This window comes from Thioalkalivibrio thiocyanoxidans ARh2, assembly GCF_000385215.1.
Lineage (GTDB): Bacteria > Pseudomonadota > Gammaproteobacteria > Ectothiorhodospirales > Ectothiorhodospiraceae > Thioalkalivibrio > Thioalkalivibrio thiocyanoxidans.
Genome location: NZ_ARQK01000057.1, coordinates 83,249 through 104,877, shown reverse-complemented (window position 1 = coordinate 104,877; position 21,629 = coordinate 83,249). Strand labels below are relative to the sequence as shown.

19 protein-coding genes are annotated in these 21,629 nt (G+C 67.2%); 8 read left to right on the top strand and 11 right to left on the bottom strand.

From position 1 onward, the window contains the following. The first annotated feature begins 39 nt into the window (after positions 1–39). The 3 genes from G372_RS0110505 (at position 40) to G372_RS0110495 (ending at position 3,227) form a co-directional block, all read left to right on the top strand. Entirely contained in the window at positions 40–912 is an 873-nt protein-coding gene (locus G372_RS0110505; RefSeq protein WP_018863282.1) for an endonuclease/exonuclease/phosphatase family protein, read from the top strand. Between the two features lie 79 nt (positions 913–991). Further along, positions 992–2,293 (top strand): GGDEF domain-containing protein, encoded by a 1,302-nt coding sequence (locus G372_RS0110500; protein ID WP_019623849.1) that lies wholly within the window; start codon positions 992–994, stop codon positions 2,291–2,293. 49 nt (positions 2,294–2,342) lie between these two features. Continuing rightward, positions 2,343–3,227 carry a carbohydrate kinase family protein gene (locus G372_RS0110495; RefSeq protein WP_019623850.1) on the top strand — a complete coding sequence of 295 codons (885 nt, stop codon included), beginning with the start codon at positions 2,343–2,345 and terminating at the stop codon, positions 3,225–3,227. Positions 3,228–3,281: 54 nt separating this feature from the next. On the opposite strand, the gene asnB is transcribed toward G372_RS0110495, so the two are convergent. The 8 genes from asnB to G372_RS0110455 form a co-directional block, all read right to left on the bottom strand. Beyond that, positions 3,282–5,300 carry an asparagine synthase (glutamine-hydrolyzing) gene (gene asnB, locus G372_RS0110490; RefSeq protein WP_019623851.1) on the bottom strand — a complete coding sequence of 673 codons (2,019 nt, stop codon included), beginning with the start codon at positions 5,298–5,300 and terminating at the stop codon, positions 3,282–3,284. Between the two features lie 95 nt (positions 5,301–5,395). Further along, a complete protein-coding gene (locus G372_RS0110485; RefSeq protein WP_020008861.1) occupies positions 5,396–6,478 on the bottom strand; it encodes an aspartate/ornithine carbamoyltransferase family protein in 1,083 nt (360 codons plus the stop codon). After that, positions 6,466–6,588, bottom strand: a complete 123-nt coding sequence (locus tag G372_RS14525; RefSeq protein WP_018863288.1) for a hypothetical protein — start codon at positions 6,586–6,588, stop codon at positions 6,466–6,468. The genes G372_RS0110485 and G372_RS14525 overlap by 13 nt, the downstream gene beginning before the upstream one ends. Next, positions 6,585–8,051 carry a sodium:solute symporter family protein gene (locus tag G372_RS0110475; protein ID WP_019623853.1) on the bottom strand — a complete coding sequence of 489 codons (1,467 nt, stop codon included), beginning with the start codon at positions 8,049–8,051 and terminating at the stop codon, positions 6,585–6,587. Before G372_RS0110475 ends, G372_RS14525 begins: the two co-directional genes overlap by 4 nt. Beyond that, on the bottom strand, positions 8,048–8,791 hold the full coding sequence (locus G372_RS0110470) for a cysteine hydrolase family protein (protein WP_018863290.1): 744 nt from the start codon (positions 8,789–8,791) through the stop codon (positions 8,048–8,050). The genes G372_RS0110475 and G372_RS0110470 overlap by 4 nt, the downstream gene beginning before the upstream one ends. Before the next feature lie 36 nt (positions 8,792–8,827). Next, positions 8,828–10,069 carry a Zn-dependent hydrolase gene (locus G372_RS0110465; RefSeq protein ID WP_019623854.1) on the bottom strand — a complete coding sequence of 414 codons (1,242 nt, stop codon included), beginning with the start codon at positions 10,067–10,069 and terminating at the stop codon, positions 8,828–8,830. A 68-nt stretch (positions 10,070–10,137) separates the two neighbouring features. Further along, on the bottom strand, positions 10,138–10,542 hold the full coding sequence (locus tag G372_RS0110460; RefSeq protein ID WP_019623855.1) for a fibronectin type III domain-containing protein: 405 nt from the start codon (positions 10,540–10,542) through the stop codon (positions 10,138–10,140). A 26-nt stretch (positions 10,543–10,568) separates the two neighbouring features. Next, complete coding sequence (locus G372_RS0110455) at positions 10,569–11,087, bottom strand: MarR family winged helix-turn-helix transcriptional regulator (RefSeq protein ID WP_038070478.1); 519 nt, start codon at positions 11,085–11,087, stop codon at positions 10,569–10,571. A gap of 226 nt (positions 11,088–11,313) precedes the next feature. Between G372_RS0110455 and G372_RS0110450 the strand changes: the two genes are divergently transcribed. The 3 genes from G372_RS0110450 (at position 11,314) to G372_RS0110440 (ending at position 16,048) form a co-directional block, all read left to right on the top strand. Further along, complete coding sequence (locus G372_RS0110450) at positions 11,314–12,369, top strand: porin (RefSeq protein ID WP_019623857.1); 1,056 nt, start codon at positions 11,314–11,316, stop codon at positions 12,367–12,369. A gap of 124 nt (positions 12,370–12,493) precedes the next feature. Continuing rightward, complete coding sequence (locus tag G372_RS0110445; protein WP_019623858.1) at positions 12,494–13,906, top strand: hypothetical protein; 1,413 nt, start codon at positions 12,494–12,496, stop codon at positions 13,904–13,906. 6 nt (positions 13,907–13,912) lie between these two features. Next, on the top strand, positions 13,913–16,048 hold the full coding sequence (locus tag G372_RS0110440; RefSeq protein WP_425274047.1) for a TonB-dependent receptor family protein: 2,136 nt from the start codon (positions 13,913–13,915) through the stop codon (positions 16,046–16,048). Between the two features lie 208 nt (positions 16,049–16,256). Here the strand turns inward: G372_RS0110440 and G372_RS0110435 are convergent, their stop codons facing one another. Together G372_RS0110435 and G372_RS0110430 are read right to left on the bottom strand one after the other, a co-directional pair. Then, positions 16,257–16,985 (bottom strand): rhomboid family intramembrane serine protease, encoded by a 729-nt coding sequence (locus G372_RS0110435; protein ID WP_019623860.1) that lies wholly within the window; start codon positions 16,983–16,985, stop codon positions 16,257–16,259. 188 nt (positions 16,986–17,173) lie between these two features. After that, positions 17,174–18,679 carry a SulP family inorganic anion transporter gene (locus tag G372_RS0110430; protein ID WP_026340338.1) on the bottom strand — a complete coding sequence of 502 codons (1,506 nt, stop codon included), beginning with the start codon at positions 18,677–18,679 and terminating at the stop codon, positions 17,174–17,176. A 251-nt stretch (positions 18,680–18,930) separates the two neighbouring features. Here G372_RS0110430 and G372_RS0110425 point away from each other — a divergent pair, with 251 nt between their 5' ends. Then, complete coding sequence (locus G372_RS0110425) at positions 18,931–19,419, top strand: universal stress protein (protein ID WP_018863300.1); 489 nt, start codon at positions 18,931–18,933, stop codon at positions 19,417–19,419. 15 nt (positions 19,420–19,434) lie between these two features. Here the strand turns inward: G372_RS0110425 and G372_RS0110420 are convergent, their stop codons facing one another. Continuing rightward, positions 19,435–20,937, bottom strand: coding sequence for a protein adenylyltransferase SelO (locus tag G372_RS0110420; RefSeq protein WP_026340339.1), 1,503 nt, complete (start codon positions 20,935–20,937; stop codon positions 19,435–19,437). Between the two features lie 139 nt (positions 20,938–21,076). Here G372_RS0110420 and G372_RS0110415 point away from each other — a divergent pair, with 139 nt between their 5' ends. Continuing rightward, the gene (locus tag G372_RS0110415) at positions 21,077–21,580 is read left to right on the top strand and encodes a hypothetical protein (RefSeq protein WP_018863302.1); all 504 of its coding nucleotides are present in this window, start codon (positions 21,077–21,079) and stop codon (positions 21,578–21,580) included. The last annotated feature ends 49 nt before the right edge of the window (positions 21,581–21,629 follow it).

The following is a 21,629-nucleotide window of genomic DNA, read 5'->3' as shown; positions in this document are numbered from 1 at the left end:
GGGCGCAATGAACCCGCAGTTTTGGGGAACTACAGCAGTATGACGGCCACGGCCAGCGGCAAGAGTGCCGAACCGGTCCGCGCGCAACCGGCCTCGACGGAGGCCCGCGGACTGACCTACCAGCACGACCAGGGTGCGCAGCGCTTGCGCCTGCTCAGTTTTAACGCGCAAGTCGGGATCCCGTCCTCCCGCCTGCACCATTACGTCACCAACTCCTGGAAACATGTGCTGCCCTACAAGGGCCGCATCGGCAATCTGGACCGCGTGGCGCGGTTCATCGCGGATTTCGACATCGTCGGGGTGCAGGAGCTCGACGGTGGGAGCCTGCGCTCCAGCTTCGTCGACCTGGCGTCCTACCTGTCGGAAAAGGCTCGCTTCCCGCACACCTACAACCGGATCAACCGCAATCTGGGCCAGTTTGCCAAGCACTCGCTCGCCCTGTTCACCCGCCTCGAACCCGAAAAGGTCGAAATGCACCGGCTTCCCGGGCCACTGCCGGGACGCGGGGCCATCGAGGCCCGCTACGCGATGGATAACGGCGAGGAGCTGGTGCTGTTCCTGCTGCATCTGGCCCTGGGCCGGCGTGCTCGCCAGGCCCAGCTGGACTATGTCGCCGAGCGGATCCAGTCGGAACGCCACGCCGTGGTCATGGGGGACCTCAACTGCCAGCAGGACAGCCTCGAGATCCGCCGCCTGGTTGCCCGTACCGGACTGATGGAGCCGATGAGTTGCCCGGCGACCTACCCGTCCTGGGATCCGCGGCTCGTGTTCGACCACATCCTGCTGACCCCGGACCTGCATGTGAGCGACATGCGGGTCTACAACGTGGCGCTGTCCGACCACCTCCCGGTCGGCATCGAGATCGAGCTCCCCGCCGCCCAGTCGCTGCACGGTACCCGTCACACGGCCTGACCCCCTTGGCTGGCATCCGCGTCGCGGACGCGGTTAAATGAGCCGCACGCCCACACGCCAACGCCCTTCCGGGAGCCCCATGTCCGCCAGCGAGATGCGCAGGACCATCATCGACCTCGAGCGGCGCCTCGAGCGCGAACAGGCCCAGCAGGACGCACTGAGACGTGTGGCGCTGCGGGCACTGGCGGTGGTTGGGGCCCGCGTGCCCACCCTGGAGGGCGCGGTTCAGGATCTTTCCCGTGCGGTGGAGGCCCGCCCGCCCGACTCCGCCTGGATGGATCGGCTCGGGGTTCAGCTGGCCGACGCCGTACGCAGCTCGGATCAGCACGAGGATCTGGCGACCACGATGCTGGAGGTCGTGCGCCGCGGACTCAACGGATTCGATTTCCTCGATCCCGGCCTGGAGGACCTGCACCGCGCTGCGGAGCGGCGCGATCGCTCCGAGATTGAACGCACGCTCTCGCAGCTCTTCCTGGTGCTGCACGACAAGTGCGAGCGCGCCATGCACGAGCGCGAGGAACTCTCCGAGGTCGTGGGAGAAATCTGGCATCGCCTGGAGGATGTCGACTCGGCCCTGTCGGAAGACGAGGCGCGCAGCGAACGGGCGCGCGCCTCGGTTGCCACCCTGCACGACGGCATCTCGGACGACGTTCGGGCCATGAAAGGCCGCATGGATGACCACGAGGACATCGGCACCCTGCGCCAGGAGATTACCCGGGGCCTGGATCGGGTCGTCGAACATGTGGCGACCTTTCGCAACCAGCAAGAGACCGACCTGCTCGAGGCCCTGGAACGCAACCGCCTGCTGCGGGCGAAGGGTCGTACGCTGGAGTCGCAGGTCCATGCGCTGCGCAAGAGACTGGATCAGGCGCGGGCCGAGGCCTACCGCGACAATCTGACCGGGCTGCCCAACCGCAGTGCGTTCGAGCACTATCTGGACGGACTGCGCGAGGATCTGGGGCCGGAGCAACCGGCCTGCCTGCTGGTCTGGGACATCGACCGCTTCAAGGCAATCAACGACGCATACGGCCACAGCGCCGGGGACAAGGTCCTGAAGGCGGTTGCGGAGATCCTCGCCGAGGGCGTGCGCAGCGAGGATTTTGTCGCCCGCTACGGGGGCGAGGAGTTCGTGATGATCCTCACCTCGGACCCGGACACCTGTCAGCGGCGCGCCGATTCGATCCGCGAGGCCGTGGATCGGCTAATCGTGCGCGCCGGCAAGACGCGGCTGCGCGTGACGATATCGGCGGGCATGTCCCCGATCGTGGCCGGACAGTCCACCGAGGCCATCTTCGACGCCGCGGATCATGCCCTGCTACAGGCGAAACAGCTCGGGCGCGACCGCGTGGAGCGGGCCGACCGCGAGCCTCACCCATCCTGATTGCCAGGGAAGCACTGATCCGTGTTTCCCGAATAGGAAGGAGGCCAATGTGAGTGCCGAGTCATCCCCCCAGCTGATCTTTGGCGAGGTCCTGTTCGATGTCTTTCCCGATGGACAGCGCGTCCTGGGAGGGGCACCGTTCAATGTCGCCTGGAACCTGCATCAGCTCGGAGAGCCGGTCTGTTTCGTCGGCGGTATTGGCGACGACCCGGCGGGTGCCGAGGTGCGGGCCCGCATGGATGCGATCGGCATGGACACCAGCGGGCTGTACCGGCACCCCGAGGCACCGACCGGCGAGGTCCGCGTCGAACTCGCCCACGGCGAGCCCAGCTACACCATCGTGCCGGACCAGGCCTATGACGACGTACCCGCAGCCTGGGCGGATCGACTGCCCGACGCCACGCCACTGCTCTACCACGGGACCCTGGCGCTGCGCCGGGGGAACCACGATCTGCTGGCACACCTGCGCGAACGCGCAGGGCACCGCTTCGTGGATGTGAACCTGCGCGAACCCTGGTATACCCGCGACACGGCGCTGGCCCTGATCAGTGGCGCCGACGTGGTCAAGTTGAACCAGGACGAGCTGGAAACCCTGGCCCCCGGGACTGCGGGTACCGAGGCGGAAACGGCCCTGCTGGAGCAGGCGGACATCCGTCAGGCCCTGGTGGTCACCGCCGGGGCCGACGGGGCGAGCATTCGCACCGTCGAGGGCGAACGCGTGGCGGCCCCGGCCCCGCCGGTACCCGAACTGCGCGATGCGGTCGGGGCCGGCGACGCCTTTGCCAGTGTGGTCCTGCTCGGCATGCGGCAGGGCTGGGACTGGCCGACCACCCTCGAACGCGCGCTGGCCTTCGCGGCAGCCGTCTGCACCCTGCAGGGCGCCACCAGCGACGACCCCGGCTTTTACCAGGACGCCCGGATCAACTGGGATTGAGCACGGGCCGGCCTGGCCGCCTCGTCCGAGGTGGCCGTTGGCCGAACCGCCAGCTTACGGGCGCCAGCCGAACTCGTCGGCCTTCTGGCGGGCCAGCGCCGGGATATCGGTGGCGACGAACTTCTCGTGCAGCACCTGCACCCCGATCATGTGGTTGATCACCGCATCCAGCTGGACCTGGGTGGCCGCCGGGGTGTTCTCGTCCTCGTGCAGCTCGAACACGCGACGCACGCCCTCGGGATCCAGCAGCCCGGCCTCGGCCACCTTCTCCGGCGACAGGTAGCGATCGGCCAGGGCCTTCATCGCCGCCCACTTGACCGGATCGGTATGCGCCGGCGGGGCCATGAAGGCGAACTTCTCGCGCTCGTAGAGCACCTTCGGCAGCAGGCCCTTCATCGACTCGCGCAGTACGTATTTCTCCGTGCGGCCCTTGATGCGCATCGTGGGGGGCAGCTGGGCGCAGAACTCGGCCAGGTGGTGGTCGAGAAACGGCGGGCGCGCCTCCATGGAGTTGGCCATGTCCATGCGGTCGCCACCCCAGGTCAGGATCTGCCCCTCCAGCATGGTCTTGATCCAGACGTACTGGGCCTTGTCCAGCGGATGGCGTCCGTCCAGCATGTCGTCGTCCAGGGCGTTGGCGATCGCCTTGCCGGGCTGATAGCCCTGCATGCGCTCGCGGCGCTCCGGCGCCAGCAGGCCGGGCACGTGCTCGGCTGCCGCCAGCCAGGGCTGCAGACAGGACGGGGTAAAGCCCATCATCTTCGTGAACTCGGGGTCATCGACCTCGTCCTCGGCCAGCATCGCGCCGGAGAACAGCTCGTTGGACTCGTTCAGCATCTGCTGCCAGGCGGCGCGGTCGGCCTCCGGCAGGGTGTCCAGTCCGTGCAGGAACATGTCGCGGCGAAACGCCGGGTAGCCACCGAACAGCTCGTCCGAGCCCTCGCCGGTGACCACCACCTTGTAGCCGGCCTCGTTCACGTGGCGGCTCATCAGCAGCTTGGCCACCCCCAGCGTGTTGTAGATGGTGCGCTCGGCGTGCCACAGGGCCTCTTCGAAGTTGTCGTAGAGGTGGTCGGCATCCAGCCGCAGGATGTCCTGGTCGGCACCGACGCTCTCGGCCATCTCGCGGGCGATCGCGGTCTCGTCGTAGTCGTCGTTGTCGAAGCCGATGGTGAAGGCCTTGACCGGCGACTGCTGGCTGGCCGAGGCCAGGCCCAGGGTGATGCAGGAGTCGATCCCGCCGGAGAGGTAGCAGGCGACCGGCACGTCGGCCTCCAGGCGCAGCTGGACGGCCTCCATCAGCTGTTCGCGCACCCCCTCGATCCAGTAGTTCTCGTCGGTGTCTTCCTCGGGCGGGCGCTCGGAGGCCAGCGGGAAGTCCATGTCCCAGTACTTCTCCTGGCGCACCTTCAGCCTGCCATGGGCCCGCTCGACAATGACCATGTGGCCGGGCTTCACCTGCTGGATGCCCTCGAAGGCGGTGGTCCCCGGGACCATGGTCTGCATCAGCTGGTGGTACAGGCCGTCGTCGGCGAACTGGCGCGGGACGTCGGGGTTGGCGAACAGCACCTTCAGTTCGGAGCCGAACACGAAGCTGCCGTTGGCCTCGGTGAAGTACAGCGGCTTGATGCCGAAGCGATCGCGGATCAGGATCAGGCGGTCATGCTCGCGGTCATACAAGGAGATCGCGAACTCGCCGCGGAAGTGCCTGAGCGCGTCCTCCAGGCCCTCGCGCTGGTACAGGTGCATGACCATCTCGGAGTCGCTCTTGGTGCGGAACTTCACCCCGCGCGAGGTCAGGTCGGTACGGATGCGCTTGTAGTCGTACAGCTCGCCGTTAACCGCGGTCATGATCGACCCGTCGGGCATGGAGAACGGCTGGCGGCCGCGGTTCTCGTCCAGGTCGATGATCGACAGCCGGGCGTGCGAGAAGCCCACCCCGCGATCATCCAGCGTCTTGTAGCCGAAGCCATCGGGGCCACGGTGGTACTGGATCGCGGCCATGTTGACCAGGGTTTGCGGGTCGACCTTCCGGTTCGGGTCGGCGTTGAAGATTCCGGCGATGCCACACATGGCATGTCTCCTTGGTTATTCGTTCTCGGCGAGCGGGGCGCAGCCCGGGCGAACCCGACGCGCCGCGCCGCTCGCGGTTCAGTTGCAGCCCGGGCTCAGCCTTCCGGCGTATCCATGACCTGGCTGATGCGGCGCACCACGCTGGTCAGCAGCGCCATGCGCACGAACACCGCCCCGCGGGCCTGGGCGAAGTACCAGTTGTGCGGGGTGTCGTCGAGGTCGGTGGACAGCTCCGCACCCCGTGCCAGCGGATGCATGATGATCGCGCTGTCTTTGAGCGGGGAGTTGCGGTCGAGCTTCAGCCCCTCTCCCATCGACTCGAAGGTATCGCCCACCCAGGCGATGGCGTTGATGTACACCACGTCCAGATCCGGCAGCACCGGATCCAGTTCGTGCACTACACGCAGTTGCAGACCGGCCTCCTCCAGTTCTTCGCGCTGGTCGGGATCGAAGTTCTCGTCCTCGCGCGAGATGATCACGACCTCCGCGATCGCCTCGGGGAACAGGCTCAGCAGCCGCAGCAGCGAACGCACCGTGCGCATGCGCGACGGTACGCCGATGATGCCGACCTTGATGCGGTTTTCCGGCGCCACGGGGCCGGTGAACAGCTCCGGGCGCCACTTGGCCAGGGTGTAGACGTCCGCCAGCGCCTGGGTCGGGTGCTCGTCGATCCCGTTGCCGGCGTTGACCAGCGGGATCCGCAGGTTCTCCAGCATGTTGTGCGCCGCCTCGCCATCGGAGGAGCGCAGCACCAGAACGTCGCCGTAGTTGTTGAACATCTCGGCGATGTCCGCCAGCGACTCGCCCTTGGCGATGCCGGTGCTCTTGGGGTCGGTGATCGACATCACCGCCCCGCCGAGGCGGTGCCAGGCGCTCTCGAACGACAGCCGGGTGCGCGTGGACGGCTCGTAGAACGCGCTGATCAGGATCTTGCCCGCCAGGGGCAGGTGCATGAGTGCCGGTGTCGTCTCGTATTGCGCCGCCAGACGAAAGAGTTGCAGCAGCTCCTCGCGCGAGAACTGCTGACTGGAGACGACATGCGCGGCCGCCAGCTTCAGCAGCGGGTCCGGGTCCTCTTCTACCGCAGCCAGCAAGGCCTTCGGCCGATCGGTACCGGCGGCGCCGTCTTTCGGGTGGAGCACGTGCAGGGGATCTTCGGTGTAGTTCACCAGAGGCATCCTTTTTTCCAGTCGCGAATAAACAGGGCCAGCAGCAGGATCGGGGTCAGGCTGGCCACCAGCGTGGCAACCACGACAATCACTGACAAGGCGGTACTCGAGATCATCATGCGGTCCGGACCTCCTCGGTCGAGGCATCGCGGGACAGACGATCCCAGTCAAACGACCGGGGCGCCAGCCAGGTACTCAGCACCATCACGGCCAGGGAGACGGCCGCGCCCACCAGTGCCGCGACATAAAAGCCGATCAGGAAATAGCTGGCCAGTCCGATGCCCGACCCCAATATCATCGACCAGGCCGCGCCATGAGGGTTCGCCCGCCGCCAGTACAGCCCGGCGACGATTGGCCAGATCGCGGATGCCACGAACGCACCGGTGAAGTACAACAGCTCGGCCAGCGAGCCGATGATCGGCAACTCGCCGCGATAGCTCGCGGCCAGCCAGGTCAGCAGCCCCAGCAGCACGACGATCACCTTGGTCGCACGGAACTGGCTCTGCTCGCTGGCCTGCGGACGGATGTGGCCGCGATAGATGTCGCGGGTGACCAGGTCCGAGGTCGCGGCCAGCAGCGAATCGAGGCTCGAGGCCAGTGCGGCGAACACCACGATGAAGACCACGATCGCGCCCGTAAGTCCGAGCACCTCGGCCGCGACCAGCGGCCCGACCATGTCCGCGGCGGGCACGTTGATGCCCAGCGCCGGCGTGGCCAGGGCGACGAAGCCGGCGACGATCGGAATCGGCAGCCACAGCAATCCGCCCAGCAGGTAGGCACGAAAGCCGACGTTGCGGCCGAAGGCGAACGCGCGGGACCACCAGACGTTGGAGTGGAAGATCTCGCCGACCCCGAACAGCAGGTTATTGAACAGGAACATGATCGCGGCCGGGAACAGCAGGCTCAGCAGTTCCGGGCGCTCTTCCATCAGGTTGAAGTGGATCGCCTCGAAGCCGACCCGGTCGATGGTCAGCCAGGCGATGAACGCCGCACCGGCGATGATGATGATGGTCTGGATGAAGTCGGTCCCGATGACAGCGCGCAGACCGCCCAGCAGGGTATAGATCACGCAGACCGTCAGGATCACGCTCATGCCCACGCGATAATCGATCCCGGCGAGAGCATTGATCAGTACGCCACCGGCCATGGCCATCGAGACCAGCCAGCCAAAGGCATAGATCAGCGAGACCACCAGGAATACCCGCCAGGTAAAGGTGCCAAACCGCAGCCGGATAAAGTCCCCGGAGGTGAACCCGCCCGGCATCAGCTCGCGGATGCGCCGCGCCAGCGGCGCGAACAGGATCAGGCCCAGCGCCCCCAGCGAGTAGCCGAGCATGCCCCAGACGCCCAGCTGCAGTGCCAGCTGCGGGGCGGTCATCGTGGTATTGGCGGTGACCCAGGTGGCCATCGCGGTCGCGGTGGCCAGCGCCAGCCCCACGTTGCGCCCGGCCAGCATGTGGTCCTCGGCGGTTCGGTTGCGACGACCCAGCCACCAGCCGAGCAACACCCAGAGGATGCTGAACGCGATCAGCAGCCCCCAGGCGATGGAGGTCGGGAGGATCGGGGCGTCGAGGCCGGTCACGAGGCCTCCTTCACCTTCTTGATCTCGCGGATCGCCTCGTCGGTGGTCATCACGCGGGCGTAGCGGTCCTTGATGGTGGTGATCGTCGCCTTCTGCATCTCCGGGGTCACCGTCGCGGTGGCGTCGTCCATCAGCGTGACATAGAAGCCCAGATCACAGGCATCGCGCACCGCCGTGGATACGCACTCGTTGGAATAGACGCCGACGATGAACAGGGCCGATATGTTCAGGTTGCGCAGGATGTAGTGCAGGTTAGTCGAGTTGAAGACCCCGCTGGCGGTCTTGTCCAGCACAATCTCGTCGCCCACCGGCGCCACCTGCTCGACGAACTCCGCGTCCTTGGAGCCGGGCGCGGCATGCAGCCCCAGACGCTTGTGCCCCGGGCTGCGGTCGCGGCCGTCGTGGGTCAGCGAGCGGATGCGTGTGTGGATCACCTCCAGCCCCTGCTCGCGAAACGCATCCTGCAGCCGGCGCACGTTCGGGAGCACCGTCTGCTCCAGGCGGTTGAAGTAGTACTCCTGTGCCTCGGGCGGGACCCCCGACTGGACCGAGTCGGCAAACACACCGTGGCCGCGCGCGGCGTCCAGGTACTGCAGGTCGATGCACAGCAGGGCGACGTGATGCTCGCGCAGCTCCTGGCGCAGGACCGGGGTCGTGATCAGGCTCTCCTGGTACTGCTCGCGCAGCGGATCCAGGGCGTCGTAGTCGGTGATCTGGGAGACGTTGTCGTTATTGGCCATACCGGGCTGTCCTTGGATCGCGGTGATGGTAGACGGTCACGAACGGGCGGCCAGGGCCAGGACGCTTTGCAGTGTCAGGTTGGCGCCGGTCTCGATGTCCTCCCAGTTTGTCCATTCCGCCGCGGAATGGCTACGACCCTGCAGGCTCGGCACAAAAATCATGCCCGTGCGCGTGATCGCGCTCATGCTCTGCGTGTCGTGCGCAGCCCCGCTCGGCATGGTCAGGTATTCCAGGCCCATGCGCTCCGCTGTCGTCTCGATGGTCTGCACGACCCCTGGATCGCAGCGCACCGGGTCGATCTCGGAGAGCACGTCGAACTCGAACATCAGATCGCGGCGGCGCGCGAGACTCGACAAGGTACGCCGGGCCGCGTGGGCCAGTGCGGTCAGCACCTTCTCGTCAGTGTCGCGCACCTCGAAGGAGAACGTTGCCGCACCCGGGACCGTATTCGCCGCACCCGGCGAAAGCTCCACGCGGCCAATGGTGGCGCGCGAGTTCGGGCTGCCGTGCTCCTCCAGCAGGCGATTGATCTCGCCGCCAAACTCGGCCAGCCCCTGGAAGGCATCAATACGCATGTCCATGGGCGTGGTGCCCGCATGATTCGGTTGCCCCTTCAGGCGCACCTCCCACTTGAACAGGCCGGTAATGGCCTCGACCACCCCCACGCTCAGGCCGCGGCGATCCAGCACCGGGCCCTGCTCGATATGGGTCTCGATGAAGGCATGCAGGGTGTGCGGATCACGACGGGCGTTCAGTGCATCGTCGGCATCAAGCCCCCAGTCCGCCATCGCCTCGACCAGCGTGATGCCCTCGAGATCCCGGGCATGACTGATGCTTTCAGGGGTCAGCTTGCCGGCCATCGCCTGCGAGCCGAACATGCCGCCGAAGCGGCCCTCCTCGTCGGTGAAGTCGATGACCTCCAGGGGATACTGCAGGTCGACTTCGTGTTCCTTGGCCGTGCGCAGCACCTCCAGCCCGATCAGTACGCCTAGGGCACCATCCAGTGGGCCTCCGCCGGGGACGGTATCGAGATGCGAACCCATGGCAACCACCGGGCGCTTGCCGTCGTAGTCGAGCCGGCCATGAAGGTTGGCGGCACCGTCCTGCCAGACATCCAGTCCTGCGGCCTCGAGCCGGCTGCGAAACCACTCGCGTCCGGCGCGATCACCCTCGCTGAAGGCACGGCGGTGCAGCCCCCGATCGGCATCGCGACCGATCTGCCCCAGTTCGTTGATGTCCTGCTGAAGGCGCTGCATGTTGATCTTGAGCTCGTGCATCGTGTTCTCCGGTGGGGCCACCGGCCCCGGTCGCGGTGCACGCGGATCGACGGACGGGGCAGGTGAATTCAGTCGCGCGGTCGGCCGCGCAGGATGGCGACGATCAGGACCAGGAAGACGGCGCCTCCCAGCGCAAAGAAACCAAACGCTCGGGCCAGGCTGTGGTGCGCCACTTCAACACGGGCCTCGTCGGCCCAGTCGTCCGCACCCTCGGCTCGCAGACGGAACCGGTACTCGCCATCCGGCAGGCCGCTGATCACGCTGCTGGTATCTCCGCCACGATAGATCACGCGGGCGTCATCGAAGTCCGGTCCGCTTGCCCGTTCGAGTTCGACGGCCCCCTCGGCGTTCCATTCCAGGGTGAAGCCGCCATCGCGCGAATCCGTGGGCGGATCGTCAAAGCGAGGTTCGGCGAGAGCAGCCAGCGGCAGCAGAAGGAGGAGCAGGAGGCTGGCAGGCAGGATAGGGCGCATGGCGCGTTTCCCGGCGGTCACGCCGCTCAGGTTTTCACCTCGAACGGCTGCAGGCCAGCACGAGGCTCGGTGGTATTCATGGCCTCGACCAGGAGGGTGAGCCCCCCGTCCAGCTCCGCCAGGCGCTCGGGCGGGAGGGCCTGCAGGGCTCGGTTCAGCTCGCCCTGGGGGGCCGCCGGCGCATTGGCCAGAAGCTCTTCGCCCTTGGCCGTGACATACAGCCGCACGATGCGCTGGTCCTTCTCGGGCCGGCGGCGCTCGACCAGCCCGCTGTACTCCAGCTTGTCCAGCAGGTTCGAGGTGGTCGAGGCATGCACCGACAGCCGCCGCGAAAGATCGCTGACGTTCAGCCCGGGCGTGCGCTGCAGTTCCCACAGGGCCCACAACTGCGAGGCGCTGATCCCGCAGGCACGCTCGACCGCCCGCGAATGCCCCTGCAGGGCACGGATGATCACGCGCAACTGACGAATCACGGAACGCGAAAGATCCGGTTCTGTCTCCATGGGCGTGCGGTCGGGTTGGCTCTGGGCGGAAACGGCTGACATTTCAAATGGGCTCGGTATGGCAATGATCATATAGTTTTGTACAAAAATAACGTGCTTGCAACTTCGCGTGTCGGGCGTCCGGACGAAAACCCTGTCTACCGAGAGGAACTGAAGCCCCCTCATTGGCGTCCCCTCTTCAAGAGCAACTCCCGGGGGTTCCCCCGTTTGGGGTCTGGACGCCGACCCCGCTGTGACGCTTCATTTTCGATTCAAGAGGAGGGTTCGAATGGACCAGCACCCTGCTTGGGGCAAGGCGGCCCTGTCGGCCGCGGTTGCGATCGCCACGGTTGCCGGCACGGGGGCCATCCACGCGGACCAGGGGGCGAACAGTGCCCCCCAGTTCGACTTCTATGGCTCGCTGCGAACACAGGGTGAGTATGTGCGGCCGGACAACCGGGACGAGTCCGAGGATGGATTGGATGCCTACTGGGGAGTGCGGGATGCCTACTCGCGCCTGGGCGTCCATATGGACTGGGCCCTTAATGACTGGATCGACCTCTTCGGACAGGTAGAGCTCCCGATCGACACCGCCAACGGGAAGGTGCAGGACCCCTGGGACCAGGACGCGGACGTCCGTGTCGCGCAGATAGGGCTGCGCGGGGACTTCGGTCGGGTCGCCTACGGCCAGCAGTGGATGCCGTACTACAACGCGATCGCATCCCCGCTGGACATGTTCAGTACGTACTACAGCGGCTTTGCGACGTTCACATCCTTTCGGCTGGGCGATACCGTGTCGTACTACACTCCCGAATTGGGCGGGTTTACGTTTGCCGGTTCCTACAGCCGCAACCGGGGCGCATTGCGAGTGGACGGAACGCCCGATGACCACTATCAGGCCGTCGCCCAGTACGCCGTGGGCGATACCACCGTCGCGGTCGGTGTCGACGATCAGCGAGGTGAAAAGGACCTGCGTCTCTACGGAGCTTCCATTTCCCATGTGATGGGCGACCTGTATCTCGCGGCCAAGTACGAACGATTTTCCAGTGACATCGACGAGCAGGCCTTCGGCCAGGATGGCTCCGAGGCCTTCAACGTGTTCGCCAGCTACCGCTGGGGACCCCATGTGTTCAAGGGCATGCTGGCGCAGGTCGACCACTATGGCGAGACCATTGCCCATCTCGGTTACGACTACCTCTGGACCGACAATCTGAAGCTGTTTGCCGAGTACTACTCCGAGGAGGAAACCGCGGCGATCACCGAACGCCGCGCCGGGGCCGAGACCTTCCCCGCAGGCGCCTCGGGTGGCCAGGTGATCGCCGCCGGCATCCGCTACGACTTTTAGGGAACGCTCGCCTTGTTGGGGGATCGCCCGGGCAAGACAGAAGAAGTGAACCGTGGCCCAATGTGCTCGGCCAGGTGAAACAGGGCCTTCCGGGCCCAAAACCTACGAACGAACCAGGGAGTCCATGATGAAGCAGTCCGCAATCGCGGCAGCAGCCGCGTTTTCGCTCTTGGGGCCCATGCTCGCACAGGCCTCGCCGCTCGGGATCGCCCACGGGCTCGATAGTCAGGACCGTGTGCTCGTGCATGCCGACGGGATGCCGGCCGATGATGCGTTCATGACGCTGGGGGCTCTGACGGTCAAGGGCCGCCTGATGCGCGACAGCGAGCTGGGGCACGACGACTACCGCCCCGAACTGGCCGATGACCCGATGCGGCAGATCGGCGAGACCTGGCTCGGCCTGCTGGATACGGTGCACGGCAAGCTGGTGGATGAAGGGCGCATGCGCGCCCAGGCCGGCCGCGACGACGAGGCCGATCCCGCCGCCTATGCCGATGCCGCGTATCTCTACCATATGCATCACAGCGGGGGTCGCTTCGAGCACCTGGGCCTGTACGACCAGGTCACCCACAACCCCGCCCCGCTGATGTCGGCGCTGGCGGACCACCTGGTCAACGAGCGCTACGCCGACGGCGAGGTGGCAGCGGCCAACGACTCGGACACCGATGCCCTCGCCTTCGGCCTCGACGCCCTGCACGGCCCCGCATACGCCTGGGTGCGCCAGCACAAGCCGGGTGGCGAGGACGACATGGGCCAACTGGAGCTCCAGACCCTCGCGGGCTGGCTGGGCCACTCGCGCGACGACATGGTCGAGATCGCCCGGGCCATGGCGGATACCGCCGACGCGGCCTGGGACGACGATGCCGGGATGTTTGTCCGCGACCAGGGCGCCGAATGGTCGGTGGATCAGGTCGGGGCGCTGCTGCGTGGCCTCAAGGGTGTCTACGAGACGCTCTACCTGTTCGGGGATGCAGACGACCAGGCACGCGCCGAGACCCTGGCGGACCGCACTGCATCCATCACCCGCGCCATCGTGGCCGAAGACGGGCCGATCCGCGACTGGGGCCTGCCCGCACGCATCGCGTTCGAGGACGGCGAGGCCCGTGCGGCCTCCGACCACGTCGACGTCGCCGCGCAATGGCGGTTCGTCCACCAGGTCACTGGCGGCTTTTCCCTGCTGCGCGAACGCGAGGGGACCGCAAAGCTGCTGAGCGAGCGGGCGCCGGAGCTGGAAGAAGAAATGGGTGCCGCAATCGACCGTCTGTTCAAGGGCGCACTCGAATACCAGCTCGATTCTGCCATCGTCCCCACTCGCCTGGCCTACGAAGACGGGTCGGTGGCCGACCCGACCGTGACCACCCGGTCCGTCGCGGCCTTCATGATGGCCGTGGCCAATGGCTACCGTACGGGCGAGGCCTTCGACCGCCCAGGGTCCTGGGGCGACGACGAGGCGCTGGCGGAACGCAGCCGGGCGCTGTACGACGCCTTCCTCGATCATGGCGAGGTCCTGACCGAGCAGCTGATCGTCCGGGACTAACGCGCGATGCACAGGCGACCGGCAGACGGGCAGACCCGGAGCCTCAGGGGACCGGTCGCTCTGCTGCCGCTGTCCCTGCCGGTGCTGGGCCTGGCCGCTCCAACGGCCATCGCCGAGGACGACGTACCCGTGCTCGACCCGGTCGAGATCACGGTGACCGCGCCCAGGCTGGCCACCCCGCTGGCGGACCTGCCGGCGGCGGTATCGCGGGTGGACGAGCGCCAGGCCACCGAGGGACGCCAGGGCCTGCAGCTGGACGAGTCGCTGAATCGCGTTCCGGGGCTGTTCGCCCAGAACCGCTACAACTTCGCGCAGGACGCGCGCATCTCCATCCGCGGCTTCGGCTCGCGCGCACCGTTCGGGGTGCGCGGGCTGCGCATCCTGCAGGATGGCATCCCCGAGACCACCCCGGACGGCCAGTCGCAGGTGGACGCGATCGACCTGCTGAACCTGCGCGACGTCGAGGTCCTGCGCGGGCCCAGCGCGGCGCTATACGGCAATGCCTCCGGCGGCGTGATCTCGGCGCGCACCCGCGACGGCCGCGACCAGCGCGGCTTTGGCGGCGGGGTCATGCTGGGCAGCTACGGCTATCGCCGCGCCGAGGCCATCGCCGAACAGGATCTCGGGGCCCATCGCTACTCCCTGACCGCCCACGACTTCGCCATCGACGGCTACCGCGACCAGTCCACCGCCGAGAAGCGCTACCTGCGCCTGCACACCGCCTCGGAACTGGAGGCGGGTACGCTGAACTTCCACCTGCGCTACCTCGATGCCCCGCGCACCGACGACCCTGGCGGGCTCACGCGCGAGGAGATGCGCCAGAACCGGCGTGCCGCCGCACCCCTGGCCACGGCCCTCGACAGCACCCAGGAGGCCGAGCAGCTGACGACGGGGCTGCAGTGGGAGCAGTCGCTCGGCCCCGGCGAGCTGCGCCTCGGCGGGTTCTGGACCCAGCGCGACTACGCGCAGCAACTGCCATTTCCCGGCGACTCGCGGGTGGCCTTTGATCGCGACTTTTACGGGCTCAACGCCCAGTACGAGCAGGATATCGGGCCGACCCGGGTGCTGACCGGAATCGACCTGGAAGAACAGCGCGACGACCGCACCCGGCGCTGTTCCGCTGGCCAGTTGTTTGACCGTGCACCTGACGCCCGCGAATGTTCGGCAGAACCCGAAGATGCTCTGACCGATCTCGCGCTGGATCAGCGCGAACGCGCCCGCTCGCGTGGGGTGTTCGTGCAGACCGACACCGCGCTGGGGTCGGACTGGAACATGGTGCTCGGCGCGCGCCACGACCGTATCCGCATGTCCATCGATGACCATTTCTCCGAAAGGGTAGGCGAACCGGACCGCTCGGATGCGCGGACCTTCCGCGAGACCAGCGCGATGGCGGGGCTGATCTGGCACTTCCGGCCCGAATACCGAGCGTACGTAAACGTGGCCACCAACTTCGAGACGCCGACCTTCACCGAGTTCGCGAACCCCGAGGGCGGGGGCGGATTCAACGCCCATCTCGACCCTCAACGGGCACGCAGCATCGAGGTCGGGATCCGCCGCGAGACCGGTCGCCTGGCCTGGGATGCCTCGGTCTACGCGACCCGCGTGCGCGACGAGATCGCCCCGTTCGAAGAGCCCAACGTGGACGGTCGCACGTTCTACACCAACGCCGGCCGAACCGCGCGCAACGGCTTCGAACTGGCGGTCGACTGGTCCGCAACCGAGCAGTGGACGCTGTCCAGCGCGCTCAGCCTGAACGACTTCCGCTATCGGGATTTCGTGGACCAGCGGGGTGAGCGGCGCGATGGTAACCGCCTGCCCGGGCTGCCGCGCGAGCAGTTGTTCGTGGAGGCCGACTGGCGCCAGGGCCCTTACTTTGTCACCGTCGATGCGCTGTACACAGGCGCGCGCTACGTGAACGACGCCAACGACGAACGCGTGGGCGGCCAGACCACGCTGAACCTGCGCGCGGGCCGCCACTGGCAGGATGGCAACGCCCATGTCGAGGCCTTCGTGGCCGCGAACAACCTGCTGGATGCGGACAACGTCGACAACATCCGCATCAACGACGGCAACCGTCGCTACTTCGAACCGGCCCCGGGCCTGACCCTGATGGCCGGCATGCGCATGACCTTCGGGCGCTAGCGCGCCCCACCACGCCGGACCCTGCCCCCGTCATTGCGAGGAGGCGAAGCCGACGAAGCAATCTCGCTCCGGAAGCACCGCGTTGCCAGAGTTCGGAGATTGCCACGTCGGCTTCGCCTCCTCGCAATGACGGTGCGACGAAGCGCCGTCGCCGCTACGTCGCGGGATGCACCGAGCGCGACGAACGGCATCCAGAAAGGGTGTCCGGCTAATCGCGCCGCCCAGGCCCCTCCGGCGGTTCCTTCGGCTCGATCTCGTCGAGCCGCCCCTGTTCGATCTTGCGCAGCGTCTCAGGGTCGGTGGGGTCGTCGTCCTCCCAGTCGTGCCGCCGGTACACCGGGAACGGGTCGCGGCGGTACAGGAACCAGCCACAGACCGCGCCCGCCACGGCCCCGAACAGGTGTGCCTCGTACGATACCCCGGGCGCGCTCGGGAAGACGCCCCAGATCATGCTGCCGTAGAGGAACAGGATGATGATGGCGACGGCAATGGACATTGCATCGCGCCGGCGAATCCCGATCACCACGGCGAAGAACATCAGCCCGTGGGTCAGGCCCGAGGCGCCGATGTGCAGGCCCTCGCGGCCGAACAGCCAGACGCCTAGTCCGCCCATCAGCCAGATCAGCGGGACCGCAACGCGTGTGGCCCTCGGGAAACCGTAGAGCGTCAGCATGCCGAGCACCCAGAGGGTCGGCACATTGGCGAGCAGGTGACCCCAGGAGCCGTGGATCAGCGGCGAGGTGATGATGCCCAGTGTCCCCACCGCGTCGCGCGGCAGGATGCCCAAATGCGACCAGTCCCCGCCCAGCAGGTCGTGCAGGGCATGGATCACGATCAGGATGGCAGCCCCCAGCATGGGCCAGAACAGCGCACGCCGAATCCGTTCCTGCTCGGCCCGGGGGTCGGCCGGGGCTGCCGGCCGGCGAAGGTTCATCATCCGCCTAGCCTGCCATGCCTGGACAAGAGGTCCAATCTCTCCCATCCCCCGGCGCCGCCACGGGCACCGTCATTGCGAGGCCCCGCAGGGGCCGCGGCAACCTCCTGAAGCTTGCGCAGTGTCGGGGTCCGAGGGTTTCGGAGGGAGGTTGCTTCGTCGCTGCACTCCTCGCAATGACGGTGGCGGCGCTAGTGCCCGCCCGGTCCCAGGTCGGCGCCCTTGTCGTGTTGCGCGAGCTTGTCGTGCAGTTCACCGCTTTCACCGCGCGGAGCCTTCACCTCGACCTCCATGCCGTTGCGGCGGAACTTGCCGACCACCTTGTCGATGGCGGCCACCGCCGAGCTGTCCCACAGCGAGGCGCGCGTCAGGTCGATCTCGATGTGATGGATACCCTCGCGGTAGTCGAAGCTGTCGATGAACTTGTCCACGGCGACGAAGAACAGCTGGCCGCGCACGGTGTAGATGCGCGTCCGGCCGTCCTCGGACAAGGCACTGGTGACCTCGACCGCCTTGACCATCTTGCGCGCGAAGAAGATCGCGGAGAGCAGCACGCCGGCGAACACGCCCAGCGACAGGTCGTGGGTGATCACGGTGGTGCCGACGGTCACGATCAGCACAGTGGCATCGGTGCGCGGCAGCTTGTGCAGGGTGGTCAGCGAGCCCCAGTCGAAGGTGGCGATGGAGACCATGATCATCACCGCCACCAGCGCGGCCATCGGGATCATCGACACCAGGTCGCCGAGGAACACGATGAAGATCAGCAGGAAGATCCCCGCCGACAGCGTGGACAACCGCCCCAGCCCCCCGGACTTGATGTTGATCACCGACTGGCCAATCATCGCGCAGCCCGCCATGCCGCCGAAGCAGCCGGTGACGATGTTGGCGATGCCCTGGCCCTGGGCCTCGCGGTTCTTGCCCGACGGGGTGTCGGTCAGGTCGTCGAGGATGGAGGCGGTCAGCAGCGACTCCAGCAGGCCGACGATCGCCAGCGCGAAGGCGGTCGGGAAGATGATCTGCAGGGTCTCCCAGTTCAGCGGGATGTCCGGGAACAGGAACACCGGCAGGCCGTCCGGCAGTTCGCCCATGTCGCCGACCTCCAGCGTCGGCAGGCCCATGAAGTAGACCAGGACGCTGAGCACCACGATCGCGACCAGCGGCGGCGGCAGCAGCTTCGGGTAGCCCGGGATCATCGGCAGGCCGTAGAGGATGAGCAGCCCGGCGGTGACCAGCGCCCACATGGTGGTGTCGCCATCCACCAGGTAGGGCACCTGGGACAGGAAGATCAGGATCGCCAGCGCGTTGACGAAGCCGACCAGCACCGTGCGCGGGATGAACATCATGTAGCGCGCGAGCTTGGCCCAGGCGAACAGGAGCTGGATGATCCCGGTCAGGATGGTCGCGGCCAGCAGGTACTGCAGCCCATGTTCCGCCACCAGCGTCACCATCAGCAGCGCCATGGCCCCGGTCGCGGCCGAGATCATGCCGGGGCGTCCGCCAGCGAAGGCGATTACCACCGCCATGGTGAACGAGGCGTACAGGCCCACGCTCGGGTCCACCCCGGCGATGATGGAGAACGCGATCGCCTCCGGGATCAGCGCCAGCGCGACCACGATCCCGGCGATCAGGTCAGCGCGGACGTTGAAGAACCAGACTTTGCGCTGGCGGGCCAGGAAGTCTTGTAGGGTCTGCTGCACGTGGGAATCCCCCATACGGATGCGCGCCGCTCTATCGACCGGGGGCCGGACTGACGGGTGAGCGAACAGGTGCCGGGGGAAACTCGCCCGTGTGACACCCCTGGCGGGCGCGGTTGCAAGCGGTCTGGTGCCAGTACAGACTGAAACCGCCGAAAGGGGGCGAAGTCTAGCACCTCGCACCACGACGCTGAACCGCGCGCCCCCTGTGGGGTCTCGCCGAGGCCCTTCCCACGACCAGCCCGAGGATCCCCATGCTGCAGCGCGTCATCATCGCCGTCGACTTCTCTCCTGCCTCCGCCGCGGCCCTGGCCGTCGCCCGGCAGCACTGCCCGGGGGCGAAGAAGCGCCTGCTCTACGTGATGAAGCCCTCGGACGTGGCCGGGCCCAGCGCGGCCGGCGCCTTCAGTGGCGCCGGCACCTCGCCGCTGAACGCGAAGGACATGCGCCACTCGGCGGAAGACAAGGTCCGCGCACAGCTCGAGGCATGGGCCGAGGCGGACGACGAGGTCGCCGTGGCCATCGGCAGCGCACCGGAGGAGATCTCCCGCCATGCCGAGGAATGGGGTGCGGACATGATCGTGATGGGCACCCGCGGTCGCAGCCAGATCGCCAGTATGCTCTCCGGGTCCGCGACCGAGTGGCTGGTGCGCAACGCGCGCCTGCCGGTGCTGGTGGTGCACGACGTCCCGCTGTCCGACGCCATGAAGGAAAAGCTGCCCCCGGAGGGCGCGGTCAACTGACCAGGCAGCGGATCATCAGGAGGAGCAGCTCAGCTGGATGCCGGCGGCCCAGGCGGGCGGCAGGTCCGCGTAGGCCTCGAACTCGGGCTGCTCGTCGTACGGACGCGCGAGGATGGCCTGCAGCCGTACCAGCTCGGAGGTATCGCCCGCCTCGGCCTGCTCGATCGCGGCCTGCGCCAGGTGGTTGCGCAGGATGTACTTGGGGTTGACCGCGTTCATCGCTGCCCGGCGCGCCGCGAACGGGCGGGCCTCCACCTGCAGGCGCGACTGATAGCGCGACCACCACGCGTGCCAGGCAGCCGTGTCCTCCAGTTCGGCCTCGAGCTGTTCGCGGATCTCGGATTGTTCCAGATCCGGCAGCTGGCGGAAGAAGCGCGTGTAGTCGACGCCCTCCGCAGCCATGCGCGCCAGCAGGTCCTGGCTCAGCTCAAGGTCTCCTTCGCGTTCCTCCACCAGCCCCAGCTTCGCGCGCATGCGCGCCAGCCAGGCCTGCTCGAACCGGGGCATGAAGTCCACCAGCAGTGCCTTGGCCCGCTCGATCGCGGCCTCGCGGGTGGCGTCCTGGAAATGGATCACCAGGGTTTCGGCCAGACGGATCAGGTTCCACTGGGCGATCGCCGGCTGCTGGTCGAAGGCGTAGCGGCCGCCCTGGTCGGTGTGGTTGCAGATGTAGCCCGGATCGTAGGCGTCCAGGAACGCGAACGGGCCATAGTCGATGGTCAGCCCCAGCAGGCTCATGTTGTCGGTATTCATCACCCCGTGGCAAAACCCGACGGCCTGCCAGTCGGCGATCATCTCGGCGGTGTTCGCGATGACCTGTTCGAGCATCGCGGCCACCGGGTCGTCGGCGTCCGCCAGCTCGGGATAATCGTGCGCCAGCGCATAGTCGATCAGTTCGCGCAGACGTTCGCTGTAGCCGCTGTAGTGGAAGTACTCGAAGTGCCCGAAGCGCAGGAAGCTGGGTGCCGCGCGCAGCACGATCGCCCCCGGCTCCACGCGCTCGCGCAGCACCTGCAGGCTGGAGCCGTACAGGGCCACCGCGCGCGTGGTCGGCACGCCCAGCGCGGCCATCGCCTCGGAGATCAGGTACTCACGGATCGAGGAGCGCAGTACCGCGCGGCCATCGGCGCCGCGCGAATAGCGGGTGCGCCCGGCACCCTTTACCTGCAGTTCCCAGTGTTCGCCGGAGGCGGTTTTGACCTCGCCCAGGAGCTTCGCGCGCCCGTCCCCCAGCTGCGGGACATAGACACCGAACTGGTGCCCGGCATAGACGCTGGCGAGCGGGTCGGGGCCTTCCATCGGGTGTCCGTCGGTACAGGCCCCCAGCCAGGGCTGGCTGGCCAGGTCGGTCTCGGCCAGTCCCAGGCGCCGGCACATCGCGGGGCTGGTCGCCAGACATGTGGCGTCCGGGAACGGGGCCGGCGCCGGACGGTCATAAAAGGCCTCCGGCAGACTGGCAAAGCGATTCACCCATTGCAGTTCGGGGGCGCTAGGCGCTGGGGCTTCGGCGCGGGACATCGATACCTCGGCAGATCGCGGCTTCAGGCGTTATGATGCGCGACGTTTGGATTTTGCACCTTTGGGCCCACAGTGCCCGGGTGTTCCGTCACGCGGGCACGGCGGCCATGCCGTACGCCCCATTTCCGGGAGGAGACCCGTGAGCGAAGAGCAGGACAACAAGAATCAGGGTGGCCTGAAAAACAGCGAACGCCTGGCCTGGCTGGGCTTCATGCTGTTTTTCGTCATCATCCTCGCCATCTACATTGCCCGCGCCACCGGGCTGGAGCAGGATGTGACCGAGGCGCAGCGCGAGCTGTATGAGACCCAGGTGCAGCTGCAGGAGTACACGCGGCACGAGATCCCGCGCCCGGTCGAGCTGGGCCTGACCAACGCGCATATCCAGGACCTGCAGCGCCGCGGCATGGCGCGTGCCGAGGAGCGCCTGCGCGATGACCTGATGGAGCACCCGGAGCTGATCCCGCACGAGGCCGAGGGCGACGAGGGCTTTGCGTTCCGGCCCGACGGCATCCACGTGCTGAACCATCGCTGGGTGCTGGCGAACTTCGAGGGTGACGAGGCCCACGGCCAGGTCCTGCTCGGCTACGAGGTGGTGCACGGCAACGTGATGTGGGAAGTGATCGACTCGACGCTGGACTACTGACGATCCTGACCAATCAGGTGGTGCGGCTTCGCACCACTTCGATCTTGTT